Here is a 24,809-nt window from a genome sequence, read left to right on the forward strand (position 1 = left end):
CCTCCGCGCGTGCTGACACGGGCTGCTCCGGATATTTGGTGTGGTTTTTTAGGTCAGCGCCAATCCCTGCCCGGATTTCCACTTTTGACCTGGATCAAGTTGCCATCTTCTAATCGATTTTTTGCAACGCAGCAAGGCAGGCCAGGCAGGAGCAGCCATGCGTTGACCGGGGTTCTTCCTTGATAAGGGGGTGGTGGTTGCCTGTTGAGCCAGTAAAGCGCGTGTATGACAGGAGTTTTCCGTTAAGGAAGAAGAATTGGTTCTTGCTGGATACAATTTACGATATTGCAATAATACGAGCGATAATATTTGATGAAATTGGGTAACAACTTTAATTCTCTGATTATTTGGGGTTGTTGTTGTGTCAATTTCTCGTATCTGTTGCGTTGCTTTTTCCTTTTTGCTTGCGGTGTCAGCAGGCGCCGCACGCGCGGACGAGATGATCATGGCCACCGATGACTGGCCGCCATTCCGGATTTCGGAGGGAGATACCTTCATCGGGCTGGATCTGGACCTGATGGACGAAGTTGCCAGGCGCACAGAAGCCGAACTCCGGATTGCCAAACTGCCTTGGGGGCGGGCGCTCACCGAAATGCAAGGGGGCGGCGTCGATGTCATGACCGGGCTGGCTTTCCGTCCGGACCGGGCAGAATATATCGCCTATACCGATACGCCTTATTTCAGATGCACGACCGCCTTCTACACCATCAAGGGACAGGCCGATAAGATCCGGAGCTACGAAGACCTGGCGCCATACCAGGTCGGCTACGTGTTGCATTCGGCCTACTTCGAAAGGTTCGACAAGGACCGGTCATTGGACAAGGTCGGCGTCGCGCAGGAGCAGATCCTGATCGACATGCTGATGAAGAGGCGTTTCGGTATCATGATCGGTACGGATTGCCAGGTGGACTACCTGATCAAACGCCAGGGGTTCGCCGACAAGATTGAAAAGGCGCCGTATAATCCGGGAAACTCGGTCGACCTGTATCTCGGTGTTTCCAAGAAATCGGGTTGGGCGGCAAAGCTTGATGAACTGAATCGTGTCATCAAGGAGCTTGTCGACGAAGGCTTCATCGACAAGATTGCAGAGGACTATTACGGCACGCACTCCTAGCGTTGCCAAATCCTCTGATCCTTGAAGTCTTTTCCTGACTGGCAGAAGGAGAGACATGCAAGCGCACGTTATTGGTTATTCATAATAGATTGTACAACCGCATTGCAATCAGCTTGGAAAGTCTGCAAATTGTCCCGTAGGGTTATTGCTCTAGATACGGGACTGCGGAGGACGTGGCCGCAGTCAAACGGCTTGTTGTGAACGAAATTGTCGTGCAGGCAGCTTAAGGAGGGCGGAATGCATCGGCTCATGTTTTGCGCCATGCTGAGCGTTCTTCTTTTGATGTCCAGCGCCCGGGCACAGGACGTTCTCAAACTGTCCGGTTTTGAAGCCCCAAACCTGACCCCCGTTGCCGAGAGTATTCTAAGTCAGGCCTATGGGGAGTTAGGCATCCGCATCCAGACGGTTATCACCAGCCCTCGCAGGGCACTGCTGGATTCTGCTTCCGGCAAGACCGACGGTGAACTGGTGCGGATCAGGACCATCGAAGCCGATCACAGCAGCCTGTTGCGTGTCGATGTTCCGATTATTCTGGCTCGGACCTTCGCCTATGCGAACAAGCCTCAGCTTCGCGGCAAGTCCTTCAAGCAGCTCCAGCATTTGCGGGTTGGCCATGTGGCGGGCGCACGGTTCGCCGCTGAACTGGCAGATGGGTTTGCCGAGGTATGGACCGCAGATACGCCCGAACAATTGTTCGAGATGCTCCAGCGAGACCGGATCGACCTTGTCATTGCCGGGGAGGGCACGGGGCGGCGCATTATCCGCGACCGGAAATTGGTGGGTGTCTTCCCGTTGCGACCGTCTTTGCAGGAGGTCGCATTCTATCATTATCTGCATGAAAAACATGCGGATCTGGTGCCCAGGATCGAAGCAGTTCTGAAAAGAATGCTGGCTGTGCCAGTGGGTGAGGAAACCGACGGTGTCGGTGAGACGACGCCGGAGAAAGATGGACACGTTCTGCACAAGACCGGCTTGAGCTGAAGGTTTTACGCAGGCTGCACGGCCGACGAGACGCTGCGAGGAACACTATGTGCACGAAGAGGCTCATATGTCTGCTGGCTGGGTTCCTTCTGGCTACTGCCGCTTCCGCTGGCGAGAGAATTGTGCTGTCCGGGTTTGAGGCTCCCGGTTTGACCCCGGTGGCGGTCGGTTATCTGCAGAAAGCCTATTCGAGCCTTGGGATCGAACTGGAGATTGTCGAAAACACGCCAAGCCGGGCACTGGTGGAATCCACCTCCGGCAAAACCGATGGCGAAGTGATCCGAATCGGCTCTGTGGGGGACCGTTATCCGACCCTCGTCAGGGTGGATGTGCCGCTGCTTTCTGTTGTGGCCTATGGCTACACCAACCGCGCAGACCTGAAGGACAAATCCCTGGAAGATCTTAAATCCCTGCGGGCAGGGCATGTGCGTGGGGCTGTCTTTGGCGAAATGGCGGCCAGCGGGTTTGCAGAAGTCTGGTCGGCTGAAGAACCGGAGCAGCTGTTTCTCATGCTGAAACAGAAGCGGCTCGATCTGGTTTTCGTCCGCGAGTTGAGGGCGAAGGAGATGATAGAGAGGTTCGGTCTTGAGGATGCTTATTCTCTCCCGTCCAGCCGCAAGGAATATGCCTTCTACCATTACCTTCACGAGCGGCACCGGGATCTGGTGCCTCGGGTGGAGGAGGCCTTGCGCGCCGTCCTGAGTGACGAGGACAAGGATACCGGGGATGGCCCGAGCTAGGCGGGCCAATCCGCTGATCCGGACTACTGCCCGCCGGATGTCCGGTTAGCTGCCGGTTGCTGGGCCTGGCCCAGGCTTGCTCCGAGAAGGGCGGCCGCACCGGCAAAGCCGCTGTCTCCACCGACAACTGTATTGGGAACAAGCTTGCCGACGAGGCCAACCAGCTCCGGTTTGCGTTCCAGCGAGGTCAGCAGTTTCTCCAGCGCCTGCAGCAGGGCTACGCGGTCCTGGCCGAGAACGTCGACCTGCGCTCTCTGGCCTCGGGCAAGTTCCTCCAGATACTGGCGCTCGGCGCGGCCGAGGGCCGCGCGTTCCTGTTCGCGCTGATTAGCCACCTGCACAGCTATCTGGGCTTCCACGAGACGGGGCTGTTCGTCCGCCGTGGAACGTGCCTGTTCCGTTTCGATGCGTTTTTGCTGCGCATCCGTTTCGCGTTCGTAGGCGGTGGAAAGCTGATCGGCCAATTGCACGCGCAGGCGGGAGACCAGCAGTTCCGGCGGGATGGCCGGTTCGCCCAGACGGATCTCGCGAATGTCGACGCCGGCCTTGTTGCCTTCGATCTTGATCTGCTGCTCGATGGTCTGTTCCAGGGCATCGCGGTTTTCGATGAGATCCAGAACCTTTGTCGGGCGCACGGTGTAGGTCGCAGGCTGCACCGGCGTCCCGTCGGCATTCTTGTCCTGCACGCGGATCGAGGCACCGGCTACGTTCCTCACGATCGAGCGGATGGCCGGGGTCAGGATGCGGTTTTCAATCTCCTCCAGTCCACCGACGGAGCCGACGACCACGGGTGCATTGTCAGGGTCGACCTGGACGAGGGCGCGCAGTTCCAGGGGGATGTCCCAACCTTCCACCTTGACGTAGACCGCCCGGTCGGCAGCGTCGCTGGGGATCTGTTCCTGCACGGAGCGTTCGTTCTGCTGGATATTGCCCTGTTGATCGACCGAGAGATCGATGATGCGTTTTACGTAGCCGCCCTTGTATTCCCAGGTCTGGACGCGGGTATCGACCAGCGTGACTTCATAGGCCTGCCGGTTGAGGTAATAGGCCCCGGGGAAGAGCGGGTCTTTCCAGATGCCGACGCAGCCTCTGGGTACCAGGGGAACGGTAAGCGCCTCGCGGGAAACAGAGGAGGCAGAGACTTCTTCCTCGATGCAATTGATGCCGGGCTGACTGACATTGGACTTGACCACACCCACGTGCCCGGCGGGGATAATCGTCGCGTTGGTATTCTCATCGAGGCGAATGTCGAAGAGATACCGGTTCAGACGGTATTGCCCCGGCTTCAGCACCGTTTCCTGCGGTCCGCGCAGACCGCCCTTTGTCAGGAAGCTGTCGGCCTTCAGCATGTCGCCGACATCTGCATCTGCAATTGCCGGTGCCATGAACATGCCGGAGGGCATGGCGTCGCCGTCGAGTGCGGTCAACTGGCCATAATAGCCTTCGGGAATGGTGACGACGTCCCATTCCTCGAAATCGTAGAGCACCCGGACAAGCGGAATGAAATGGAAGCCGGGCCCGAGGATCTGGGCCTGCGGGCCTTTTTCGCCGTCCAGGGCAAGGATGCGGCCCTCAGGTAACTCCTCGAACGCATAGATCCTCTTCAGGTGACCAACACTGTTGGCGTCCACCAAGATGAAGGAAGAGGACAGGAGCATGAAGCCGCCGATCAGCACCAGAATGATGCCCATGAACCGGCTCGAAAAAATTTGAACCAGCCTGTGACCGCCGGCGGGAACTCCGGCTCGTCGAAGAATGATGCTGGCTCCCAGAAGGATTGCCACAATTCCAATAATAACGCCGAGCATCACGTTTCCTCCGCCAAGGTTCCGATGCGGAACCTATCTGACTGCGGGTGATGGACTGAGTCAACGACACTCATATGACATGTGGTGGTCGAACTGCGCCTGAGCCTCGTTCAGATGAAAAAGCTCGACGGCAAACGCGGGTAGGATTAGAACCGGCGAAAAGACGCTCGGGAGGAACCATGAAGCCGACCAATCCGGTCTTCACCGGCATTGCCACCACCGTGTTCGAGACCATGTCGCGCTTGGCTATGGCGCATGGGGCCGTGAACCTCGGACAGGGATTTCCAGATGTCGACGGGCCGGTGGATATCCGGCAGGCGGCGGCAGATGCGTTGTTGCAGGGGCCGAACCAATATCCGCCCATGCTGGGAATACCGGACCTTCGCCAGGCCGTTGCCGAGGCCAATCGCCGTTTCTACGGTCTCGAGGTCGATCCGCAAACCGAAGTGATGGTGACTTCCGGTGCGACCGAGGCGTTGGCGGATTGCATTTTCGCGCTGGTATCCCCGGGTGACGAAGTCGTGCTGATCGAACCGCTCTACGATTGCTACCTGCCGCTGGTGAAGCAGGCCGGCGGCATTCCCGTGCGCGTCCGGGTGACGCCGCCCAACTGGTCGCTGGATGCTGAAGCTCTCAAGGCAGCCTTCTCCGACAAGACCAAGGCAGTCCTCATCAACAACCCGATGAACCCGACCGCCAAGGTGTTTTCAGACGAAGAGCTTGCGTTGGTCGCCTCTCTCTGCCGCCAGTATGATGCCTATGCGATCTGTGACGAAGTCTACGAGCACCTCGTTTTTGACGGTCATAGACACACACCGCTGATGGCGCTGGACGGCATGCGCGAGCGCACGGTGCGGATCGGCTCCGCGGGCAAGACCTTCTCGCTCACCGGGTGGAAGGTTGGCTATGTCACCGGGCCTGCCGCACTCATGGACCCGATTGCCAAGGCGCACCAGTGGGTGACCTTCACGACACCGCCACATCTGCAAAAAGCTGTTGCCTATGGCCTGCGCAAGGACGACAGCTACTACGATGGCCTGTCGCAAGACCTTGCCGCAAAGCGCGACCGCATGGCGGCAGGCCTTGCCGCCCTCGGGTTTTCCGTTCTGCCTTGCAATGCAACCTACTTCCTGACATGCGGGTTCGAAGGGCTCGGGCTTGGACGGACCGACGTCGAGGCGTGTGAAACCCTGGTCACGGCCGCCGGTGTTGCGGCAGTTCCCGTGTCTGCCTTCTATGGATCGGATGCGCCTGAAGGCTACATTCGCTTCTGCTTCTGCAAGCAGGATGCCGTGATCGACGAAGCGCTCGCCCGTCTTTCCGCATTTTTGACTGCGGCCCGGGCCGAATCCGCTTAGCCTGATAGTGTGAAACCTTGGAAATGAGAAACTTCATGGACAATCCGGCTCTGGTCGACGTCACCCGCGGCACCGTGATCGAAAGCCTGCATCGGGGCAGCATTGCGATCGTCGATAGCGCCGGAAAGCTGGTTTTCGGTATCGGCAACGTGGAAGCCCGGGTGTTTCCGCGCTCCGCCATCAAGGCACTTCAGGCATTGCCCCTGGTTGAATCGGGAGCGGCGGAAGCGCTCGACTATTCAGATGCCGAACTGGCACTTGCCTGTGCGTCTCATAACGGCGAGGAAGTTCACGCCAATTCGGCAAGGGTCATGCTGATGAAGGCAGGCCTTGCCGAAGACAATCTCGAGTGCGGCCCGCAATGGCCCCAGCGCATGGAAGACGCAGCCAAACTTATCCTGGCTGATGAATCGCCCTGCGGCCTGCACAACAACTGCTCAGGCAAACATGCCGGTTTCCTTGGCCTGGCCAAGGTTATGGGTGTCGAGACACGCGGCTATGTAAACGCGGAACACCCTGTGCAACGTGAAGTTCGCAACGTGATGGAACAGATGACCGGCGACACTCTGTCCGAGGATGTCTGCGGAACAGACGGCTGTTCAATCCCGACCTACGCTTCACCTTTGCGCAGCTTCGCGCGCGCCTTTGCCGCCTTCGGAACCGGTGAGGGGCTGGAGCCGCTTCGGGCAGAGGCTGCCGAACGGCTGTTTGATGCCTGCATCAACGAACCTTACATGGTTGCCGGGACAGGCCGTTTCTGCACCAGGGTGATGGAAGCTTTCCGTGGCCGAGTGTTCGTCAAGACCGGAGCCGAAGGTGTCTTCTGTGCTTCCATTCCCGAGCTTGGTTTCGGTGTCGCGCTGAAATGCGACGACGGAGCAACCCGGGCGTCCGAAGTGATGATGGCAACCGTTCTGGAAGCGATGCTGGAGCTGAACGATGATGAGGCAGCTCTGCTTGACGGCCTGGTGAACCCGCCGATCCTGACCCGGGTCGGTATCCAGGCCGGACACATCAAGCCGCGCGAAGAGTTCCTGACCGAGTTGAAAGCAGCGCTGCCTTAACAAGCCGGCGCACTCTCAGGCTTCATTCCTGGCTCTCACCTGTTTCCGTCTGGTTTCAGATGCCGCTTTTTCGGCTCTTGAGGCAGAGGCGTGTGACGAGCGCTTGTGATCTGGCTCAAAGATCTTTTTTCATCAGTACCTTGTTGCCGTTTCTTTCCATTTCACTCCAGCCCAGGTGCGCGTAAAGAGCAACGTTCTCAGGCATGGCGACATGGGTTGCCAGATGTATCTCGGTGGCTCCGCTCTCACTGGCGAGGACTTCGATGGTTCCCATCAACAGACGCCCGATGCCCATGCCCCTGATATCCGGATCGACGGCTATATTCATGAGATGAGCACTTTGGCCGTGGAGACCCAGGATTGCGCAACCGACAATGCGGCCATCCGTTTCGGCGACGAAGACCTGGTTTTGCTCAATGTCTTCCTTGAGGCCGGAGGAGACGTCCGGCAGGTCCGGCAAGGTTGATTTTACCGGTGCATAGGCCCTGTCGATGCATGTTTTCAGGGCCGGGACGTCTTGCAATTTGGCCATGCGGATGGCTGGTTGAGCGCTTGGTTCTGTCACAGGAGTTGTCTCATGGCACATCGTCCCGATTTGTCTTTCCGTTTCACCCACGCGATCACGCGCACGCCCGCCGACAGCGTGGCCGACGGCATCCGTGCGGTGGACACGGGCAACCCGAGTGGCGAAAAATTCAGGGCAGAACATGAGCGTTATGTCTCGGCCTTGCAAGAAGCCGGCTTGACGGTTGACGTTCTGCCGCAGCTTGAAGCCTACCCGGACAGTTGTTTTGTCGAGGATCCTGCCTTCTGCCTGCCTGAAGGCGCCATCCAGCTTCGGCCGGGCACGGCCAGCCGGGAAGGCGAAGGCGCGGAGATCCGTGCGGCGCTGGAAAGCCGGTTCGGCAAGGTTGTCGACCTGCCGGGGAACGGTCATGTCGACGGCGGCGATGTCCTGATGCTCGACGACGTCATCCTGATCGGCCTGTCCGCCCGCACCGACCGGGAGGGTGCTGATGCCTTTGCAGGATTGCTGGGCGAGTGGGGCTACAAGGCCGAAGTTTGCGAAACGCCGGATGGCGTGCTGCATTTCAAGACGGCCTGTTCCACCCTTGGCGATGGCGTCATCCTGGCGACCAAGGTCATGGCAGACAGCGGCTTTTTCGGTGACCGGGAAATTGTGGTCGTTCCGGAAGGGGAAGACTACGCCGCCAACGTCATCCGTGTGAATGATGTCGTGATGGTGCCGGAAGGCTACCCGAAGACATTGGCAGCCATCGAGGCGGCCGGTTTCACGACCGTTGTCCTGCCGACCCACGAAGCCCGCAAGGTCGATGGTGGCCTGTCGTGCCTGTCACTGCGGTTTGCCCTGGACTGATTGCTCCAGAGCTTTGCAAGTCTTGAACCTGTTCGTCTCGATCCTGAGAATGCGCGGAAGTGCGTTCTCGGGATGAGTTCATTGAGATGTATCTGGCTTTCGAATTCCATCGTCATGCCACTGGTTGGCCATGGCATCCACGCCGTTCGGTTTCCGCTTGAACGGCCTTTGTTTCAGGCACAGTCATGGCATGGATTGCAGGGTCAAGCCCTGCAATGACGGGGATTGAGGAGTGGTCAGTCTTATGGTTTGAGATGCGTCTTGCGCTGGCTGGATCTTGTCCCTCGGCGTGCCCATCTCTCTCGTCATGCCATGGCTTGACCATGGCATCCATGCCGTTCCGTTTCTGCTCGTAGGGTTTTTACCCGAGGCATGGAGAGAGCGGTCGACAGGATGTCTCAGAGAATAAGCGCGTTTGTGCCAGGCGGTTGGGTCAGTCAGGCCGCTATCTGGTTGCCGTGAACGGTGAGATTGTCGAATTCCGAAACATTGTTCAGTTCACCGGTCGCTTTTTCGAGCCAGCGGTAACCGTTGATCGCGCCCTGATGCGAACCTTGAACGATGTTGTTGGTGATGACGGCAGCGCCCGCGCCATCAACCACGGTGACAGCAATACCCGTGCCGCAGTCCCGAACAACGTTCTGGGAGGCTGCGATGTTGCGCATATAGGGACCCCAGCCGAGCATCAGGCCGAACTTCGGTGCGCCCTCAACCACATTGCCGGTCAGCGTTGTATCCGCTTCAACGGCAATGCCGATGCCGAAGCCGGCCACTTCCGGCGGGTAGGGGCCTTCCTTCTTGATGTTGCGGATCAGGTTGCCGGAGCAGACCGCCATACGGCCGCCATCCATGAAGTTGGCGATGGATATGCCGATCGTGCCGCCGTCAACGATATTGTTGGCAATGACCGCTCCCTGGAAACCGAACTCGGAATAGATCGCCGTTTCTCCGGAGCGCAGGCAGGAATTACCGATGATCTGGACGTTGGAACCTGCATTGGAGCGGATTGCGGAGAAGGCGCAATCCGCCACGCGGTTGTTGGAAACCATGACGCCATGAGCGCGGAATACATTGATGCCGTTGCCGAACTGGCCGGTGCCGCCGTAGCGGGCGCCGATACGTTCCACCCGGTTGCCGGAAACGATGGTTCCGTCCTCGCCTTCGCGCCAGCGGTGCACCCAGATGCCGCCGTTGGCGCAGTCGGTTACCGTGTTGCCGGTTATGGCAAGGCCGTTGGCCTCGTTCGAGCGCACTCCCGCTTCTGCGGCACCGGAGATCCGGCAATTTTCGACCCGGCCTGAACAGCGGTCCAGCAACAGTCCCATCTTGGAAGAACCGGTGATCTCGCAATTGTCCAGCGTGACGTTCTTGACGTTGATGAAATGCAGCAGTCCCTCGGTGAAATCGCCGATGGATCGATTAGCGCCATCGAAGGTAATCCCGGTCAGGCCGACATTGGCAACATCCTCGGCACGGATCAACTGACCACCGCCGCCCTGGTAGACGAGCCGTGTTCTGCCCGGAACCCCGACAATCAATGTGCCAGAGGGAAGACGCAGATTGGCGACCGGATAGGTGCCGGCAGGCAGGAACAGCGCGCGACCACGCTCAACGGCACGATTGACGGCATTCTGGAATTGAGCGGTCTGGTCATCTGCCGCGTTGGGAAGAAGACCAAGATCCTCTGAGTCGATAGAACCGCGCAGGTCGGCAACCTTCATCTGGGCCGTGGCGACTGTCCCGGAAAGACACAATGCTGTCCCGGCAAGAAACGCGCGTCGGTTCAGTTTTGAAAGATTACGTGTCATCGATCCGGCCAATTGCTTTCCGACGTCCCGGATTGGGATGCGTCTCAAGTGTCTATGGCTGAAATCGCAAGAGCCGTGCCGGAATGGCATTTGCGAGACCACACACTGTAACCGGCGGAAAAAAGAGACCGGCCAGGCAGATGGCCTGGCCGGTCAGGTAACCGGTCTACAGGGGCAGAAGAGACCGGTCAGAGGCGATTAGAGGCTGCTCGGGTCGACGCTTTCCAGACCAACCCAGTTTTCGTCAGCCTTGGAAATGAAGCCCGGTACGTCCTTGTTCCAACGTTCCTGGATCGACGGTGCGAGGTTCAGGTAAAGCTTGTTGTCGACGATCTTCCACAGGTCCGGGTCACCATCGACCTTCACACCCATGGCAGCACCGAAGGCGCAGAAACCGCCGTATTGCGGAAGATATTTTTCCGGGTTCTGCTTGAAGAGATCGCGGTTCTCTTCAGAGGCGAAACGGTAGGTGGCGCCATTGTGAACTTCGGTAATGGCAATGTCGCCGTCCTGCGGAGCGCCATTGACGAAATAGGAAACCGGATCGACACCGCGCAGGGCCAGGCCGGTGATGGTGGCGTTGACGTCAAAACCGGCACCGAAAGCGCTGGAAACAAGCCCGGTGACGACGACCAGGGCGGCAACTGAGCCGCGAATGAGGTTTGCAAACATCTGAAGACACTCCCAAGGGGTTGAATTGGTCCGGCAAAGACGTGTTCAAGCGATCTTGAAATAGGAACCGATTGGTTCCTAATCGGTCGCACTTGACCAACCCTGCCGGTGGTTCCTAAATAGAGTTAGGAACCGAATGGTACAAAACACAAGCGCGTGACATGCGGTTGAGTTTTTTGTGAAGTGGCTTGACGGGAGATCGCATGGCAAGACCTCGGGAATTCGACGCCGATGAGGCATTGGAAAAAGCCATGGAGCTGTTCTGGGACGTTGGCTATGACGAAGCCTCGCTGTCCGAACTGCTCGATGCCATGGCCATTACCAAGGGTTCTTTCTACAAGGCGTTCCAGGACAAGCAGTCGGTCTATCTGGCGGCACTCGACAGGTACAACGATCAGGTTGTCAGCAACACGGTCGCTTTTCTAGGTGACCCTTCGGAAGGGGCGGGACGGGACCGGATACTTGCCCTGTTCGGCCGCATTGCCGACCTCGCCCAGAAAGATGGCGACAGGCTTGGCTGCTTTCTGTGCAATGCCCTGGTCGACAAGGCGGGGGGGGCAGAAGCCGAGGCAAGGCTGCAGGCCATGACAAGGCGTCTGGAAAACGGTTTTTACCGCGCGCTTCAGGACGATGGGCTTGAGGGGACAGAAGCTCGCGGCACCGCGCGCGGCGTACTGACAGCCTATTTCGGCTTGCGGGTTCTCGGCCGGGCGGGGTTGTCCGCCGACATGGCGGCCGACTGCATCCGCCAGGTCGAGAGACTGCTTGGCCGTGTGCATTGAGGCAGGAGCAGGTGGTTTATTGAGGCTCGGGGACTTTCAAACCGCGAAATACTGAATTTCAGATAACCCAATACCACCTCATCCTGAGAGAGCACGAAGTGCTGTCTCGAAGGATGGGCGACACATTCCGGAGCAAGCGGCCCATCCTTCGAAACGGGCTTTCAGCCTTCCTCAGGATGAGGGAGATGGGATGAGGGGAAAGTTCTTCAGGAGAGTGTCCCGAGCTTCCCCCTATCGCAGGCGCCTTGCCAGTTCCCGCAGAATGCGGACCGCGGCTTCCTCGATGACAGGGTAGGCCGGTCTCGTATCGCGCGGACCTTTCGGCAAAGCCGGAACGTGAACGAAGATGCTGGCAATGCCCGAGCCGATGGAATCCCACAAGGTGGCATTGCAGAGATAGGTTCCGGCGTTGGTGGAAAGCTGTGCAGGCGCACCGGCGGCAAGCGCAGCATCGCGCAGGGCCCTGGCAGGCAGGGTTGAGCTCCGCGCGCGCTCTTGAGAGGTTGCCAGTTCCGGCCTCGCCGGTGCTCTGCCCAACGCATCCGGACGCACGCGTACGGCTTTGTTGACGGCCCTTGTTTCAATATTGATCGTTCGCCGCGTCCCGTCGACGCCGAAGTGCACGATGGCGTCCGGCGAAAGGGTGGTGCGGAGCCGGTCTGTGACATCCTCACGCCCTGCCCAGGTTGTCGGCAGGACATGGAACACGAAATCGACACCTGACTGATGCGCCCCAATGCGTTTGGCGAGCCGTCTCATGAGGCGCTCCGTCGGATTGACGGGTGCCCCCGGGAACGGCGAAAAACCGGTCACCAGAACGGTCTTGCGTCCTGAAGTGTTCATTCGCCAAGCCCCATCAAGGTCGCTAATTCGTCCACCGCGAGCGAGACAGCGGTCTTGCCGCCGCGCACTTCCTCCTCCAGGGATTTGAGACGGTCAGCGGTACGCGTGTTCGATGTCAGGGCTTCCATCATGCGCTGCTGAAGCATGTCCCACATCCAGGCGACTTGTTGTCCGCTGCGTTTTTGATGCCATTCACCGCTGGCCTGCATGCGCTCGCGAAACACCGTAATCTGCTCCCACAGGTGATCCAGCCCTTCGTTGGCGAGGCCAGACACCGTGATGACAGGCGGGGTCCATGTGGGCGACTTGGGAGCAAGAATATGCAGGGCTGCGCGATAGTCCGAGGCAGCGGTACGGGCACGGGTAGCGCCGTCGCCGTCGGCCTTGTTGACGGCGATCATGTCGGCAATCTCAAGAACGCCCTTCTTGATGCCCTGAAGTTCGTCACCGGCGCCAGGCAGCATCAGGACCAGAAAGAAGTCGACCATGTCGGCAACCGTGGTTTCCGATTGCCCGATGCCGACGGTTTCAACCAGGATCACGTCGTACCCGGCGGCCTCGCACAACAGCATGGTTTCGCGCGTCTTCGCGGCGACCCCACCAAGCGTGCCGGCGGAAGGCGAAGGGCGGATGAAGGCGTTCTGATCCACTGCAAGCTGCGCCATTCGTGTCTTGTCACCCAGGATCGACCCACCGGTACGGGTGGATGACGGATCGACCGCCAGAACGGCGACCTTGTGCCCTGCGGCTGTCAGGTTGGACCCCAGCGTGTCGATGGTCGTGGACTTGCCGACACCTGGCACGCCGGTGATGCCGACCCTGAGGGCCTTGCCTGTGAGAGGCAGCAGTTCCTGGATCAGATGCTGGGCAAGACGGCGATGCTCGCGCTTGCGCGATTCCACAAGCGTGATGGCGCGGGCAAGCGCAGCGCGCTGTCCGGCTTTCAGACCGTCCGCCAGCTTGGCGGGGTCGAGATTTCGTGCCGTTGTCATCATGCCTCAAGGTGTTAGCGCAGGATTCGGCAAACGTCACTGCCGCCAAAGGGTGAAGACGCCTTCGCGACGCGTACTGACGGCGCAAAACAGCGCCGAAACGGATGGAAACATTGAAACCCGCAGGCAAAAACGTGTTAGATACACGCCACTTCGATGAAATTCATTTTTGGTGCTGCATGACACCCTTGTCCTATCTGAAAGCCCCGTTCTGGGTTCTGGGTCTCGCCGGAACCGACAAGTCTCCGCGCAAGAATCCGCTTCTGGGAAGCGAGAGGCTGAATACCTGGGGCCTGCACAAGAAAAGAGTGCAGCTTGCGGCCGATCTTGCAGCACACAGACGCGCGAAGCTGGCGCATCTGGTTGATCGGGACCAGCAGGCTTTCTTCGATGAGAACGGCTATTTCCTGGTCAAGAACTTCCTTCCGGAAGAAACTTTCCGCCAGCTCAAGGAAGAAGTGTTCAACCAGCCGTTCGAATCGCGGGAGATGCGTCAGGGCCAGGCGGTGACGCGGATGACATTGCTGCCGCCGGAGGTGTTGCGCAAAAACGCTGCGTTGGCTCAGGCGGTGCGTGATCCGCGCGCGATCAATATGATCCGCTATGCCGCCTCACAGGGCGGACAGCCTCTCAATTTCATTCAGACGGTCCTGGTGGAACCGTTGAAGGTGAAGAAAAAAGATCCGCAGTCCGATGCCCATGCAGATACGTTCCACGCGACGTCCAAGGCCTGGCTGTTCCTGCAGGACGTCGGCGAGGACGACGGGCCCTTCTTCTTCGTGCCGGGCTCACACAAGCTCACGAAGGAGCGGCTGGAATGGGAGTACGAATGCTCCCTGAGCGCAGCCAAGGACCTGAGGTCCCACCATGCCAGCGGGTCTTTCCGGATCAAGGCGGATGAGCTTGCCTCCCTTGGCCTGCCGCAGCCCAAAAAGATGGCGGTGCCGGAAAACACGTTGATCGTGGCCGATACCTTTGCCTTTCACGGCCGCACGCCGTCCGACAAACCGACAGTCCGTTCGGAAATCCACTGGCACATGCGCCGCAATCCGTTCCTGCCGTGGACCGGCGGCGACATCAAGGCACTGCCGGGTCTCAAGGATCGCGGCATGCCGGTTCTGATGGATCTTGCGGATGTGGCTGAAAAGACGCTGAAGCAGCGCAACGTGTGGCGCAAGGTGGGCGAAGTCATGGTGCGCTCGCAGCCGCATGTGTGAGGGCTGAGGTGTTTTCTGATTTCTTCGTTTCAAAGATCCGATAGTCAATTGTTCCCATCCAACCTCATCCTGAGGAGGACCATCAGGTCCGTCTCGAAGGATGGGACACCTGCTCAAGAGTGTGCCGCCCATCCTTCGAGACAGCGCTTTCGCGCTTCCTCAGGATGAGGGGGAAATTGGGGGTGCTCTGTCGGAATGAACCTGGCCGGCCGTGTAACCGTCAGCTCTTCGGTGTCCAGAGGATCCGCTGGAGCTGTGCATCGAACAGGTCGTTTTCAGCCGGAAGGCGGTCGAACGGGCCGTCGTAGCCCGGGATTGCGTAGACCAGTTCCACGTTCGGATGGCCATCGGAATGGCAGATTGCCATGCCACGCCACAGGTTCTGGCCGACACGGCAATCGGCCCGTGAGGAGCCGATTTCCGAAAAGGTCATGCCGATCCGTTCGCCGTTCGGGCCCTGCAGGTGGTGTGTCACACCGTGGACGGTGCGGACCTTGCCGTTCTGACCCTTGAACACCTGCAACACCTGAAAGCCGTCACTGTTGAAAGCTGCTAGCGCCCACTCGGTGGAGTTTTCGTTGGCGGTCTGAATGCCTTCGGTGGTGAAGCCGGGCAGGGCTGCCTCAATGGCTTTCTGGCCGTATTGGGTTTCACCGGTAATGCCGCCGACATGATCTTCAGCGATTTGCACCAGCGTGATGTTGGATGTCCGCACCAGGCGCCCGGATGTGCCGTCCAGATCCGCCGTCGGTGCGCAGGCCGCTCCCGTAAGTGCGAAAAGGCAGGCAAAACCGATAGCAGTTAGACGCATGATGATACTCGGGCTGATTGGGCTGCGCCGAAGTGCGCAGAAGCGATACGGGATTTACCAAGTAACGTCTTGTTTGCAAAGAGAGCGATGCCCCCTGTGGACAGTTCCCGAAGCTTGCAGGCAACTGCCGCAGGGGCATCAAGGCTTGCGTTTCAGCGTGCCTGTCAGGTCTCGTCCCGGTTGATCCATTTGGGAGCGGAAGGGGGCGTATAGTTTTCGAACTGGCGGATCATATCCAGCGGAGAACTGGCGATCTGCGCCATGTCGCGCATCACCTGTTTGGTGAAACCCTGGTCTGTCTGGTGATCGAGGAAGGCGATCAGGTGATCGTAATAGCCTTCGGCATTGAGGAAACCGCAGGGCTTCTTGTGATAACCGAGCTGGCCCCAGGTCCAGACTTCGAAAATCTCTTCCAGCGTACCAACGCCGCCCGGAAGGGCTATGAAGGCGTCGGACAAGTCTGCCATCATCGCCTTGCGCTCATGCATCGAATCCACGAGATGCAGTTCGCTCAAACCCTCGTGGCCGATTTCCTTGTCCTGAAGAGATCGCGGCAGCACGCCGATCACCTTGCCACCGGCTGCAAGTGCCGCATCGGCAACGGTGCCCATCAGGCCAACCTTGGCGCCGCCATAGACAAGCGTGTAGCCCTGTTCGGCGATGGCGCGTCCCGTTTCGCGCGCAATATCCGCATATGCCTCGAGAGCGCCGTAGCTGGAGCCACAAAAGACGCAAATGGATTTCATGTCTGTTCTCCGGTCGCTGAGGTGGCAGGCTCTGCCCTCAGGAATTTTGATCGTGTTCGATCCATGACACGCGGGCCCGTGGGCCCGCGTGACATCTTCAAGGTCAGTCTTTGGCCAACTCGTCCAGAACCCGGGCCCAGGAACGGATGCCCTTATGGAAGCTGGTCAGGTTGTATTTTTCGTTCGGCGAATGGATCTGGTCATCTTCCAGACCAAAGCCGATCAGCAGCGAATCCATGCCCAGCATGCGCTTGAAATCACCCACGATCGGGATCGAACCGCCCATTCCGATCAGTGCAGCATCCTTGTCCCATTCCGCCTTGAGGGCTGTCTTGCCCTTTTCCAGCGCAGGCATCGCAAAGTCGAGCCTGAGGGCAGGGCTGCCTTCCTTGGCAATGAAATCCACCGTGCAGTCTGCCGGGATCTTCGAGCGCACGTAGGCGCGGAAAGCTTCCTGGACCTTGTCCGGGTCCTGATCGCCGACAAGGCGGAAGGTGAACTTGGCATGTGCTTCGGCCGGAATCACGGTCTTGGAACCGGCACCCTGGTAACCGCCCCACATTCCGTTCACTTCAACGGTCGGGCGGGTCCAGAGATGTTCAAGCGGTATGCGGTCCTTTTCACCGCGCGGATATTTCAGGCCGACCTCGCCGAGGAATTCCTCGACCGAGAAACCGAGCTCGTCCCACATCTTGGTGACTTCCTCCGGCATGTCGATGACGCCGTCGTAGAAGCCGGGCAGGGTCACCTTGCCGTTCTCATCGTGCAGGCCGGCAATGATCGTAGCGACGATGTGGTTCGGGTTTTGAGCCGAGCCACCATAGGAGCCGGAATGCAGGTCGCGGCTGGCCGCCTTGACGATGATCTCGTCGCCGACCATGCCGCGCAGCATGATGGAGATTGCCGGTGTTTCAGCGTCCCACATGCCGGTGTCGCACACGAGCGCGAGGTCGCAGGACAGTTCGTCCTTGTTGGCTTCAAGGAACGGATGAAGCGACGGCGACCCAGACTCTTCCTCACCTTCGAACAGGATCGACACGTCGAGCGGCAGATCGCCGGTTTCTTCCAGGTAGGCGCGGGCCGCTTCCACGAAGGTCATCAGCTGACCCTTGTCGTCGGCGGAACCGCGGGCAACGATGATCTTGCTGCCGTCCGGCTTTGTCTCGATGGCAGGATCGAACGGGTCGCGCTTCCACAGGTTCAGCGGATCGACCGGCTGAACGTCGTAGTGGCCGTAGAACAGGACATGCGGTCCCGGCTTGCCGGACTTGCGATGACCGACAACCATCGGATGGCCGGTCGTGTCGCGTACCGATGCTTCAATGCCGATGTCGTTCAGTTCTCTTGCCAGCCATTCAGCGGCCTCACGGCACGGAGCCTTGAAAGCCGGGTCGGTGGAAATGCTCTTGATCTTGAGGAGGTCGAACAGTCGGTCGAGGCTGTTGTCGAGATTGGCATCGATGCGCGCCAAGACCTTGTCGATGGAACTCATGACGGATCCTTGAATTTTTGAACAGATAGGAGCAGGCCCGATGGACTCGGGCAATGTGAGAAGGCCCTAACAGGCCATATCGGCGCGCGTAGCGCAATTGCTTATTCAGGAAGCAGAAGACGGCCCGCAAAGCGCCGGCCGCCGATCCATCAGGCGGCCTGGATCTCTTTCTCGCCGGTGGCAGGTGCTGCGTCACCGGCCGTCTGTTCGTCCTGCAGACCCTTGTCTTGCGACAGATAGACGGTCGAGGAGGGATAGGCGATTTCTGATCCGTTGGCCTCGACGATCTCCCGTATGCCGAAGAGAAGCTCTTCCTGGATTTCCTGAAACGCCGCGACGGTGGCTGCCTGCACATAGGCATAGACGTCGACCGTGACAGCGTAATCGTCAAAACCGATCAGACGCACGCGAAGCGGATCTTCGATTACCTTTTCGTGGGCGAGGAGATAGTCGTGGATCGCTGCCAGAACGCGCTTCAGTGATGCCGGGCTCGTCTCATACCGCAGTTTGAGTTTGTGTCGGAAGTGAAACTGATCGCGATAGCTGTAGTTGATGATCTTTCGTTTGGCGAGGTCGGCATTGGCAACGGTAATGAGTGTCCGGTCGAGCGCCCTGATACGGGTTGAACGGATGCCGATGGATTCCACGGTGCCCGCCAGATCGTCGAACTGGCAGAACTCGCCGACGCGTACCATCCGGTCAGCATAGAGAATGATACCGCCGATCAGGTTTTCGATTGTCGGCTGGGCGGCAAGGGCAATTGCAAGACCGCCCACGCCGAGACCGGCGATGACACCGTAGATCGGAATGCCGATCTGAGTTGCGCCATACCCGAGCACGATCAGCGCGATGGCAAGGGAGAAGACCCGGAAGCCGGTGCGCAGAAGGCTGACGTCAAGTCCGTCTCTTGCAGCCCCGGCACTGCTGGAAAACCAGACGTAGAACAGCTGCAGAAGCTGATAGACCATCCAGGCGGTCGCCGACCAGATGATGGCTGTCGTCGACGTTCCGACTGCCACCAAAGGCATGCCTGTGATGTTGATCTGATCTTCGCACACATATCGGAAGAGACTTGCGGCAAGGATGACGACAACCGGATTGAGGATCGCGTGGACGATGCGGGTACCTTCGTTCACGGAGACCGCACGCCACCTGCGCCAGCGGACGTAATATCCGAACACGACCGCGTAGAGGACGAGAAGTCCGGCAAGTGCCAGCCACTGCCAATACGCCTGGTCGGCAAAATGGTACTGAAGCAGGTCTGGCCCTGCTTCAATGACGTCATACCAGAGCGGTGCAATCAGGTTGCCGGGGGTGTAGGTGTAGTATTCAAAGAGGTCTTCCCCGCGATCCGCGGTGATGGGCAGAACCCGTACAACTGCATAGTCTTCGGGAATGCGCTCAACGGAGGACCTGGAAAACAGGTACTGCCCGCGCAGTTCCCCTTCATCCTGGCGCAGCAGGTTGATGCTGGTGCCGGGAATGGTCCAATGGTCAGGCAAATCCGCCGCGTTGCCGGCCTGTCGCGAGCTGCCTGCAGGCGAGCCGGGAATGTCTTCGAAAAGCGGCGCCGGGATCCTGTCCAGGATCTCCTGAAGCTGCAGTGCAATCTCGACACTGGCATTTTCCCGGGAAGTCACGGGAATGCCGCTGAGGTCGAAAGTCTGCGCGGCTTTTGAAAGAAGCGCACGTACCAGAACCAATTTTTCCTCTTCGCTGTCCGACAGGAACAACCGGTTGCTGTCATCATAACTGTCCCGAACAGACATCCAGAGCGTGTTCACTTCGTTCATGATGTAGACGAAGCTTTCCAGTGTCGCACGCGGACTGGACGTGTCGGGTGGAGAAATCGGGTTGTCGCGCAGGTACTCCCGGGCGCGGGCCACCCGATTTTGATCCAGTGATCCTGCCCGCTCTTCCGTACTGGTGGGGGCTGCGCCGCGCTCCTGTGCACGGGCCATCGGCGAGCCGGTCAGGAGAACAGCAACCAGGGACAGCAGGAAAAGCAATTGCAGGGCCGAACCGAAGAGGCGCTGTTGCAAGCACTCGGCTTTGTATTGCGGTTGTGGCCGGTTTTCTCGGTAACGCATGTTGCCCCGTCTGCCGTTGTTTCGATTGCAGCCTTAACGGGAAGGGGTAACTATCCTGTTACTCAGGGGATAATGGGGGCGCATCACTCCTGAACCGGATTGGTGTAATCGCTTGCGGTGAGGACAATTTCCACCCTTGCAGGCCCGATGACATCTTCCAGCCGGGCGGAGAGAATGTCGCGGAACGTGTCTATGTCTTCGGCACGAACGGGTTTTTCGGGGTCGAGATAGACGGCCACCCAGTGCATGCGCCCTGCCTGAAGGACAGCTGCCCGATGCAGGCGATAGCCTTTTTCGCGGGCAAGGTCCCTGGCAGCCCGGGCGACCTTGGCATAAGTGCTGCTGGGGGCGCTGACGCCGGCAAGATCTGCCAGCGTCGTGCGGAAGGTCGAAAGCGGCTGCCAGATGATCGCCAGGATCAACACCAGAACGATGAGGGCATCGCCGATCGGGACAAATGGTCCGAGAACCGTATCTTCCAGATAGGGCAGCGACAGAAGGGCTGCTCCCGATCCGACGCTGAGCGCGCCGTCGATGAGGGCGGCACGGGCTTCGGTCTTCAGGATGGCGCTGCGCTTGCCGGTTTTCCGGTAGGCACGGTGAAAGTTGAATGCAAGGCCAAGGCAGATGCTGACGATGACGACTGCGTAGACCGCGATCGGACCAAACACCAGTTCCGGGACAATGCCTCCGGAAAAGAAGGTCCAGATTTTCGAGATGGAGACAAAGGCTGCGAAGACCAGCACGCCGATGAGGATGAGGCTCCGGAAGGTGACATAGAGCACCTCGTCGAAATCGTGTCCCCAGGGTCTGGAGCGTGTCGGTGGCAGGCCAACCCTTGCCCCGATACGAGCGGCCGCAATGGCGGAGATGAAGTTGACCGCCGAATACAGCCCGTCCACCAGCATGGCGTCGGACCGGGATACCCAGGCGGTCAGAAGGCCGGCAACGGCCATAAACAGGTTGGCCCATTTGCCGATGACAAGCGCCTTGCGCTCGGTCTCCAGATTTTGGGCCGCGGTTGCCGGCATCGCTTTGTCTAGTTGCCTCTTTTCAGCGAACCGAGCAGGCCCCGAACCAGCGCACGGCCGAGCGAGGAGCCGAGACTTCTGGCTGCGGACTTGAGCCCGGCTTCCAGGGCCGTGTCGCGCTGGCCACGGCGGTTGCTGCGCCGTTCCCGGCTTTCCTGACGCGGCCTGTCATCGCGTCCGAAGTCGGGCAGCTGAAAACCGGATCGCGAGCGCCGGGGCTCGCCATGTTTCCTGGCGTAGCTGTCTTCCTTTTCCTGGCGCCGCTGTTCCTGTCTCTGCGCTTCCTGCGCGCGCCCCATCAGGACTTCGTATGCCGACGTCCGGTCGCGGGTGCGCTCATAAGTGCCAAAGACGGGGCTGGACTGGATCAAGGCCCGTCGTTCGGCCTGAGTGACAGGACCCAGCCGCGAACAGGGCGGACGGATGAGCGTGCGCTGAACAACGGACGGAATGCCTTTGCCTTCCAGGGTCGAGACCAGTGCTTCGCCGACACCGAGTTCCGTGATGACCCGTTCGGTGTTGAGATCCGGGTTGGGACGGAACGTTTCCGCAGCTGCCCTGACAGCCTTCTGGTCGCGCGGCGTGAAGGCACGCAGGGCGTGCTGGATGCGGTTGCCGAGCTGGGAAAGCACGGTCTCCGGTACGTCCAGCGGGTTCTGAGTAACAAAATAGACGCCGACACCCTTGGAACGTATCAGCCGGACTACCTGTTCCACCTTCTCGATAAGTGCCTTGGGAGCATCGGAAAACAGAAGGTGGGCTTCGTCGAAGAAGAACACCAGCTTCGGCTTTTCCGGATCACCGACTTCGGGCAGTTCCTCAAAGAGTTCAGACAGCATCCAGAGCAGGAAAACGCCATAGAGCCGGGGGGCGGACATGAGCTTGTCGGCAGCGAGAATGTTGACGACGCCCCGGCCGTCCGGTGCGGTGCGGATGAAGTCACGGATGTCGAGGGCCGGTTCTCCGAAGAAGTGTTCTCCGCCCTGGCGCTCCAGCACCAGAAGCCTGCGCTGAATGGCCCCGACGGACGCCTTGGAAACGTTGCCGTAGATCGTGGAAAGCTCGGAGGCACGTTCTGCCACGTGGGCAAGCATTGCCCTGAGGTCTTTCAGATCCAGCAGCAGCAGGCCTTCATCGTCGGCCAGCTCGAACAGGACGTTCAGTACACCTTCCTGCGTATCGTTGAGTTCCAGCAGTCTGGCGAGGAGCAGGGGCCCGATCTCGGAAACAGTGGTGCGGATCGGATGGCCTTGCTCGCCGAGCAGGTCCCAGAAAACCGCGGGGAACGCTTCGTAGGTGTATTCGTCGGCGATCCCGACATCGCTGGCGCGTTTTTCAAGAAAGTCCTTGGAAACACCCGCGGTTGCAAGTCCGGACAGGTCGCCCTTGATATCGGCGCAGAACACGGGAACACCGGCCTTGGAAAAGCCTTCGGCAAGGATCTGGAGTGAAACGGTCTTGCCGGTGCCTGTTGCTCCGGCAATCAAGCCATGGCGGTTTGCGAGCTTGAGCGTGAGGGTTTCTTCCCTGGTGCTGGCACCGATGAAAATACTGTCTTTTACCGTCACGATTACCCCCGAATCCCTGCATCTCGCCGCAGCCTAGAGCCTTTCGCTGCCAGATTGAAACATTCTGTTGCCGGGCGGCATTGGACGAGCGTGCGGGCTGCATGCGGCATAGTCGAGCAGAAAAGACATTGCCCATCGACGTGGGCACCTCGAGACTTGTATAGAGAAGCCAAGCGGGCGCCGGATGACAGGGCGTCAGTCATTTGATCAGGAGATTTTCATGGACGAGCTCATCCAGCGGATCATGGCGGCAGCAGGCATCGAGGAAGATGTCGCCAAGAACGCCATCGGCATCATTCTGGGCTTCTTGAACAAGGAAGGTCCGGAAGACAAGATGCAGCTCATCTTCGACGCTTTGCCTGGAGCGAAGGATCTTGTCGATGCGCGTGCGGAAGCCGGTTCCGGCGGCGGGTTTTTGAGCGGTCTTGGAAGCATGATGGGCGGTGGCATGGGCGCCATGGCGGCACTCAATGAATTGACAAATGCGGGCCTCGACATGGATGGCGTGCAAAGTGTTGTCAAAGAACTCGTCTCCTATGCTAAGGAAAAAGCAGGGGACGATGTTGTGAATGAAGTGGTTTCACAAATTCCGGGACTGAGCCAGATCGTCTGACTGTCCCAGGTTCGGTTGCCGGTTGATTAGGGAGTTCTGAGCGCATGTCTTATTCCATCGATGAAATCGAAGGTATCGGCCCAACCTATGCTGCAAAGCTGGGTGAAGTCGGCATCAAGACAACGGAAGCTTATCTGGAGCGTGCGAAGGACCCGAAAGGTCGCAAGGCGCTGGAAGAAGAAACCGGCATCGACGGCAAGCGGATCCTGAAATGGGCCAACATGGCGGATCTGATGCGCATCAGCGGCGTTGGTGAGGAATATTCCGAACTCCTGGAAGCTGCCGGCGTCGACACGGTGAAGGAACTGAAGCATCGCAATGCCGCCAACCTGGCGGAGAAGATGCAGGAAGTGAACGAAGCCAAGAAGCTTGTTCGCCAGGTGCCGAGTGAAAGCCAGGTTACCAAATGGGTTGATCAGGCCAAGGAATTGCCGCCGATGATGACCTACTGAGGCCGGCAAGCTAAAAATGAAATGACAAAAAAGGCGTGCGGAAAGCGCGCCTTTTCCTTTTTGCGATTGGCATTTTGACGTTGTTGCCCGGCGTGCGTGCCTGGCGTGGTCTCATCTGACGCATGTTGTTTTGCATCCGCGCCAGAACAAAAAAGGCGCACCGAAGTGCGCCTGTTGTTAGCCCCTTGAAGCTGTTGGCTGGAGAAGCAGCGTTATACGCTGATCTGGCCGTAACGAAGCGCTTCGACCACGGTGTGGGTCTTGTTGGAAGCGTTCAGCTTGACACTGGCATTCTGCAGGTGAGCATGGACAGTCCGCTGGGAGATGTCGAGCACGTCTGCGATTTCGCCGGCTGTCTTGCCATAGGCCGTCAGTTCCAGCACCTTGCGCTCACGGGTCGACAATGCGCCCGGTCGCTGTCCGGAAATCACGCCAAGTTCGCGCAGGCGCGAGAAGGCAGCAGCTGCAAGAGCTTCCAGGTTGGAAAGATCGTATTTGTTGACCTGAAGAGCAGGGCCGCTTGCAAACACGAATGCCTGGAAAGGATAGAGTTCCGTTACCGGGATGACGAGAACTTGACTTCCTTCCCCGGCTGACGCGAGAAGGTCGGAATGTTCCATGTCACCGGCGGAGATTGTCCAGACGCGAGCCCGGTTTGAACCGAGGCCAAGCATCAAGGCGCTGTCATTTGCAGAAAGCGAAGTGCTTTCAATTCCGTCATTGCGTTGATCTGGCCACCGGAACCGTTGAACGAGGTTGTCGATCGGGCGGTTCGGCATCGGCAGGCCGGTAATGAGGATATGCGTCGCCCCCATGCGGCGAAGGTTCGATTCCAAAATATCGAGAACATGATGGGCGGCATTTGCTTCCGAGATTGCTCTCAGCTTGCTCTTCAATTCCGTTTGATCAAGCATTGTGCACATCCTTTGCGGCTTGGGTGGCCGCGTCTTTGCGGGTGTCCGTACGCGAGCCGGAACATCCGCTGATGGGTGAAACCCGTTCCCGCCAAACCTATTCAGGTAAGTGTCGGATCCGGACGCCGCGCATTTCTTATGAGGGTAGAATTTCCCATGCGTCAGCAGCTATACGCTACAATACAATTGATGATCGTACCAATAGGGAAAACTGGCAAATTTAGCTTATTCCGCCAAAAAATTGACAAGTTGGCGCCTAGAAGAGGCCAAATTGTCTTTCTGAGAAGTGTTTAACGTCTTCGTAAGTGTAAGTCGAAAAACGCAATTTGTAGATA

At 58.8% G+C, this 24,809-nt stretch carries 24 protein-coding genes; 10 read left to right on the forward strand and 14 right to left on the reverse strand.

The features are described 5' to 3' along the window. Window positions 1–48: 48 nt before the first annotated feature. Complete coding sequence (locus ACYQ6M_RS07135) at window positions 49–453, reverse strand: hypothetical protein (RefSeq protein ID WP_460072951.1); 405 nt, start codon at window positions 451–453, stop codon at window positions 49–51. Between ACYQ6M_RS07135 and ACYQ6M_RS07140 the strand changes: the two genes are divergently transcribed. The 3 genes from ACYQ6M_RS07140 to ACYQ6M_RS07150 all read left to right on the forward strand — a co-directional run bounded on the left by ACYQ6M_RS07140 (window position 446) and on the right by ACYQ6M_RS07150 (window position 2,835). Next, window positions 446–1,114, forward strand: a complete 669-nt coding sequence (locus ACYQ6M_RS07140; protein WP_209014769.1) for a substrate-binding periplasmic protein — start codon at window positions 446–448, stop codon at window positions 1,112–1,114. The genes ACYQ6M_RS07135 and ACYQ6M_RS07140 overlap by 8 nt on opposite strands. Window positions 1,115–1,351: 237 nt before the next feature. After that, entirely contained in the window at window positions 1,352–2,095 is a 744-nt protein-coding gene (locus ACYQ6M_RS07145; protein WP_460072953.1) for a substrate-binding periplasmic protein, read from the forward strand. Window positions 2,096–2,217: 122 nt separating this feature from the next. Continuing rightward, entirely contained in the window at window positions 2,218–2,835 is a 618-nt protein-coding gene (locus tag ACYQ6M_RS07150; RefSeq protein WP_460072955.1) for a hypothetical protein, read from the forward strand. A gap of 23 nt (window positions 2,836–2,858) precedes the next feature. On the opposite strand, the gene ACYQ6M_RS07155 is transcribed toward ACYQ6M_RS07150, so the two are convergent. Continuing rightward, window positions 2,859–4,643, reverse strand: a complete 1,785-nt coding sequence (locus ACYQ6M_RS07155) for an SPFH domain-containing protein (RefSeq protein WP_023000950.1) — start codon at window positions 4,641–4,643, stop codon at window positions 2,859–2,861. A gap of 179 nt (window positions 4,644–4,822) precedes the next feature. Here ACYQ6M_RS07155 and ACYQ6M_RS07160 point away from each other — a divergent pair, with 179 nt between their 5' ends. Beyond that, window positions 4,823–6,001, forward strand: a complete 1,179-nt coding sequence (locus ACYQ6M_RS07160; RefSeq protein WP_062488425.1) for an aminotransferase — start codon at window positions 4,823–4,825, stop codon at window positions 5,999–6,001. A gap of 35 nt (window positions 6,002–6,036) precedes the next feature. After that, window positions 6,037–7,065, forward strand: a complete 1,029-nt coding sequence (locus ACYQ6M_RS07165; protein ID WP_062488426.1) for an asparaginase — start codon at window positions 6,037–6,039, stop codon at window positions 7,063–7,065. A gap of 115 nt (window positions 7,066–7,180) precedes the next feature. Here ACYQ6M_RS07165 and ACYQ6M_RS07170 read toward each other — a convergent pair whose 3' ends face one another. Further along, entirely contained in the window at window positions 7,181–7,597 is a 417-nt protein-coding gene (locus ACYQ6M_RS07170) for a GNAT family N-acetyltransferase (protein ID WP_460072958.1), read from the reverse strand. 45 nt (window positions 7,598–7,642) lie between these two features. On the opposite strand from ACYQ6M_RS07170, the gene ACYQ6M_RS07175 reads away from it, so the two are divergent. Beyond that, a complete protein-coding gene (locus tag ACYQ6M_RS07175; RefSeq protein ID WP_075283287.1) occupies window positions 7,643–8,443 on the forward strand; it encodes a dimethylarginine dimethylaminohydrolase family protein in 801 nt (266 codons plus the stop codon). A gap of 437 nt (window positions 8,444–8,880) precedes the next feature. On the opposite strand, the gene ACYQ6M_RS07180 is transcribed toward ACYQ6M_RS07175, so the two are convergent. Beyond that, entirely contained in the window at window positions 8,881–10,251 is a 1,371-nt protein-coding gene (locus tag ACYQ6M_RS07180) for a TIGR03808 family TAT-translocated repetitive protein (protein ID WP_460072960.1), read from the reverse strand. A 198-nt stretch (window positions 10,252–10,449) separates the two neighbouring features. After that, window positions 10,450–10,923, reverse strand: a complete 474-nt coding sequence (locus ACYQ6M_RS07185; RefSeq protein ID WP_023000956.1) for a YHS domain-containing (seleno)protein — start codon at window positions 10,921–10,923, stop codon at window positions 10,450–10,452. Between the two features lie 203 nt (window positions 10,924–11,126). On the opposite strand from ACYQ6M_RS07185, the gene ACYQ6M_RS07190 reads away from it, so the two are divergent. After that, window positions 11,127–11,705, forward strand: a complete 579-nt coding sequence (locus ACYQ6M_RS07190; RefSeq protein WP_023000957.1) for a TetR/AcrR family transcriptional regulator — start codon at window positions 11,127–11,129, stop codon at window positions 11,703–11,705. A 231-nt stretch (window positions 11,706–11,936) separates the two neighbouring features. Here ACYQ6M_RS07190 and ACYQ6M_RS07195 read toward each other — a convergent pair whose 3' ends face one another. Both ACYQ6M_RS07195 and meaB read right to left on the reverse strand, forming a co-directional pair. Beyond that, window positions 11,937–12,548, reverse strand: a complete 612-nt coding sequence (locus ACYQ6M_RS07195; protein ID WP_460072963.1) for a pyroglutamyl-peptidase I — start codon at window positions 12,546–12,548, stop codon at window positions 11,937–11,939. Continuing rightward, window positions 12,545–13,543 (reverse strand): methylmalonyl Co-A mutase-associated GTPase MeaB, encoded by a 999-nt coding sequence (gene meaB, locus ACYQ6M_RS07200; RefSeq protein WP_145903473.1) that lies wholly within the window; start codon window positions 13,541–13,543, stop codon window positions 12,545–12,547. Before meaB ends, ACYQ6M_RS07195 begins: the two co-directional genes overlap by 4 nt. A gap of 176 nt (window positions 13,544–13,719) precedes the next feature. On the opposite strand from meaB, the gene ACYQ6M_RS07205 reads away from it, so the two are divergent. Continuing rightward, window positions 13,720–14,757: a phytanoyl-CoA dioxygenase family protein gene (locus tag ACYQ6M_RS07205; protein ID WP_023000960.1), complete on the forward strand. Its 1,038-nt coding sequence runs from the start codon at window positions 13,720–13,722 to the stop codon at window positions 14,755–14,757. A gap of 220 nt (window positions 14,758–14,977) precedes the next feature. Here the strand turns inward: ACYQ6M_RS07205 and ACYQ6M_RS07210 are convergent, their stop codons facing one another. The 6 genes from ACYQ6M_RS07210 to ACYQ6M_RS07235 form a co-directional block, all read right to left on the reverse strand. Continuing rightward, on the reverse strand, window positions 14,978–15,568 hold the full coding sequence (locus tag ACYQ6M_RS07210) for a DUF1131 family protein (protein ID WP_023000961.1): 591 nt from the start codon (window positions 15,566–15,568) through the stop codon (window positions 14,978–14,980). Between the two features lie 164 nt (window positions 15,569–15,732). Next, window positions 15,733–16,314 carry an LOG family protein gene (locus ACYQ6M_RS07215; protein ID WP_460072966.1) on the reverse strand — a complete coding sequence of 194 codons (582 nt, stop codon included), beginning with the start codon at window positions 16,312–16,314 and terminating at the stop codon, window positions 15,733–15,735. 103 nt (window positions 16,315–16,417) lie between these two features. Continuing rightward, window positions 16,418–17,806 carry a dipeptidase gene (locus ACYQ6M_RS07220; protein WP_460072968.1) on the reverse strand — a complete coding sequence of 463 codons (1,389 nt, stop codon included), beginning with the start codon at window positions 17,804–17,806 and terminating at the stop codon, window positions 16,418–16,420. Between the two features lie 149 nt (window positions 17,807–17,955). Next, entirely contained in the window at window positions 17,956–19,848 is a 1,893-nt protein-coding gene (locus ACYQ6M_RS07225; protein ID WP_460072970.1) for a mechanosensitive ion channel family protein, read from the reverse strand. A gap of 131 nt (window positions 19,849–19,979) precedes the next feature. Continuing rightward, window positions 19,980–20,927 (reverse strand): cation diffusion facilitator family transporter, encoded by a 948-nt coding sequence (locus tag ACYQ6M_RS07230; protein WP_460072972.1) that lies wholly within the window; start codon window positions 20,925–20,927, stop codon window positions 19,980–19,982. An 8-nt stretch (window positions 20,928–20,935) separates the two neighbouring features. Next, complete coding sequence (locus ACYQ6M_RS07235; RefSeq protein ID WP_023000966.1) at window positions 20,936–22,495, reverse strand: helicase HerA-like domain-containing protein; 1,560 nt, start codon at window positions 22,493–22,495, stop codon at window positions 20,936–20,938. 220 nt (window positions 22,496–22,715) lie between these two features. Between ACYQ6M_RS07235 and ACYQ6M_RS07240 the strand changes: the two genes are divergently transcribed. Continuing rightward, window positions 22,716–23,108, forward strand: coding sequence for a DUF2780 domain-containing protein (locus tag ACYQ6M_RS07240; RefSeq protein WP_055656631.1), 393 nt, complete (start codon window positions 22,716–22,718; stop codon window positions 23,106–23,108). A 44-nt stretch (window positions 23,109–23,152) separates the two neighbouring features. Then, window positions 23,153–23,560 (forward strand): DUF4332 domain-containing protein, encoded by a 408-nt coding sequence (locus ACYQ6M_RS07245; RefSeq protein ID WP_023000968.1) that lies wholly within the window; start codon window positions 23,153–23,155, stop codon window positions 23,558–23,560. A 212-nt stretch (window positions 23,561–23,772) separates the two neighbouring features. On the opposite strand, the gene ACYQ6M_RS07250 is transcribed toward ACYQ6M_RS07245, so the two are convergent. Continuing rightward, on the reverse strand, window positions 23,773–24,474 hold the full coding sequence (locus ACYQ6M_RS07250; protein WP_006939443.1) for a helix-turn-helix domain-containing protein: 702 nt from the start codon (window positions 24,472–24,474) through the stop codon (window positions 23,773–23,775). Between the last annotated feature and the right edge of the window lie 335 nt (window positions 24,475–24,809).

This window comes from Roseibium sp. ROS1, from assembly GCF_054658215.1.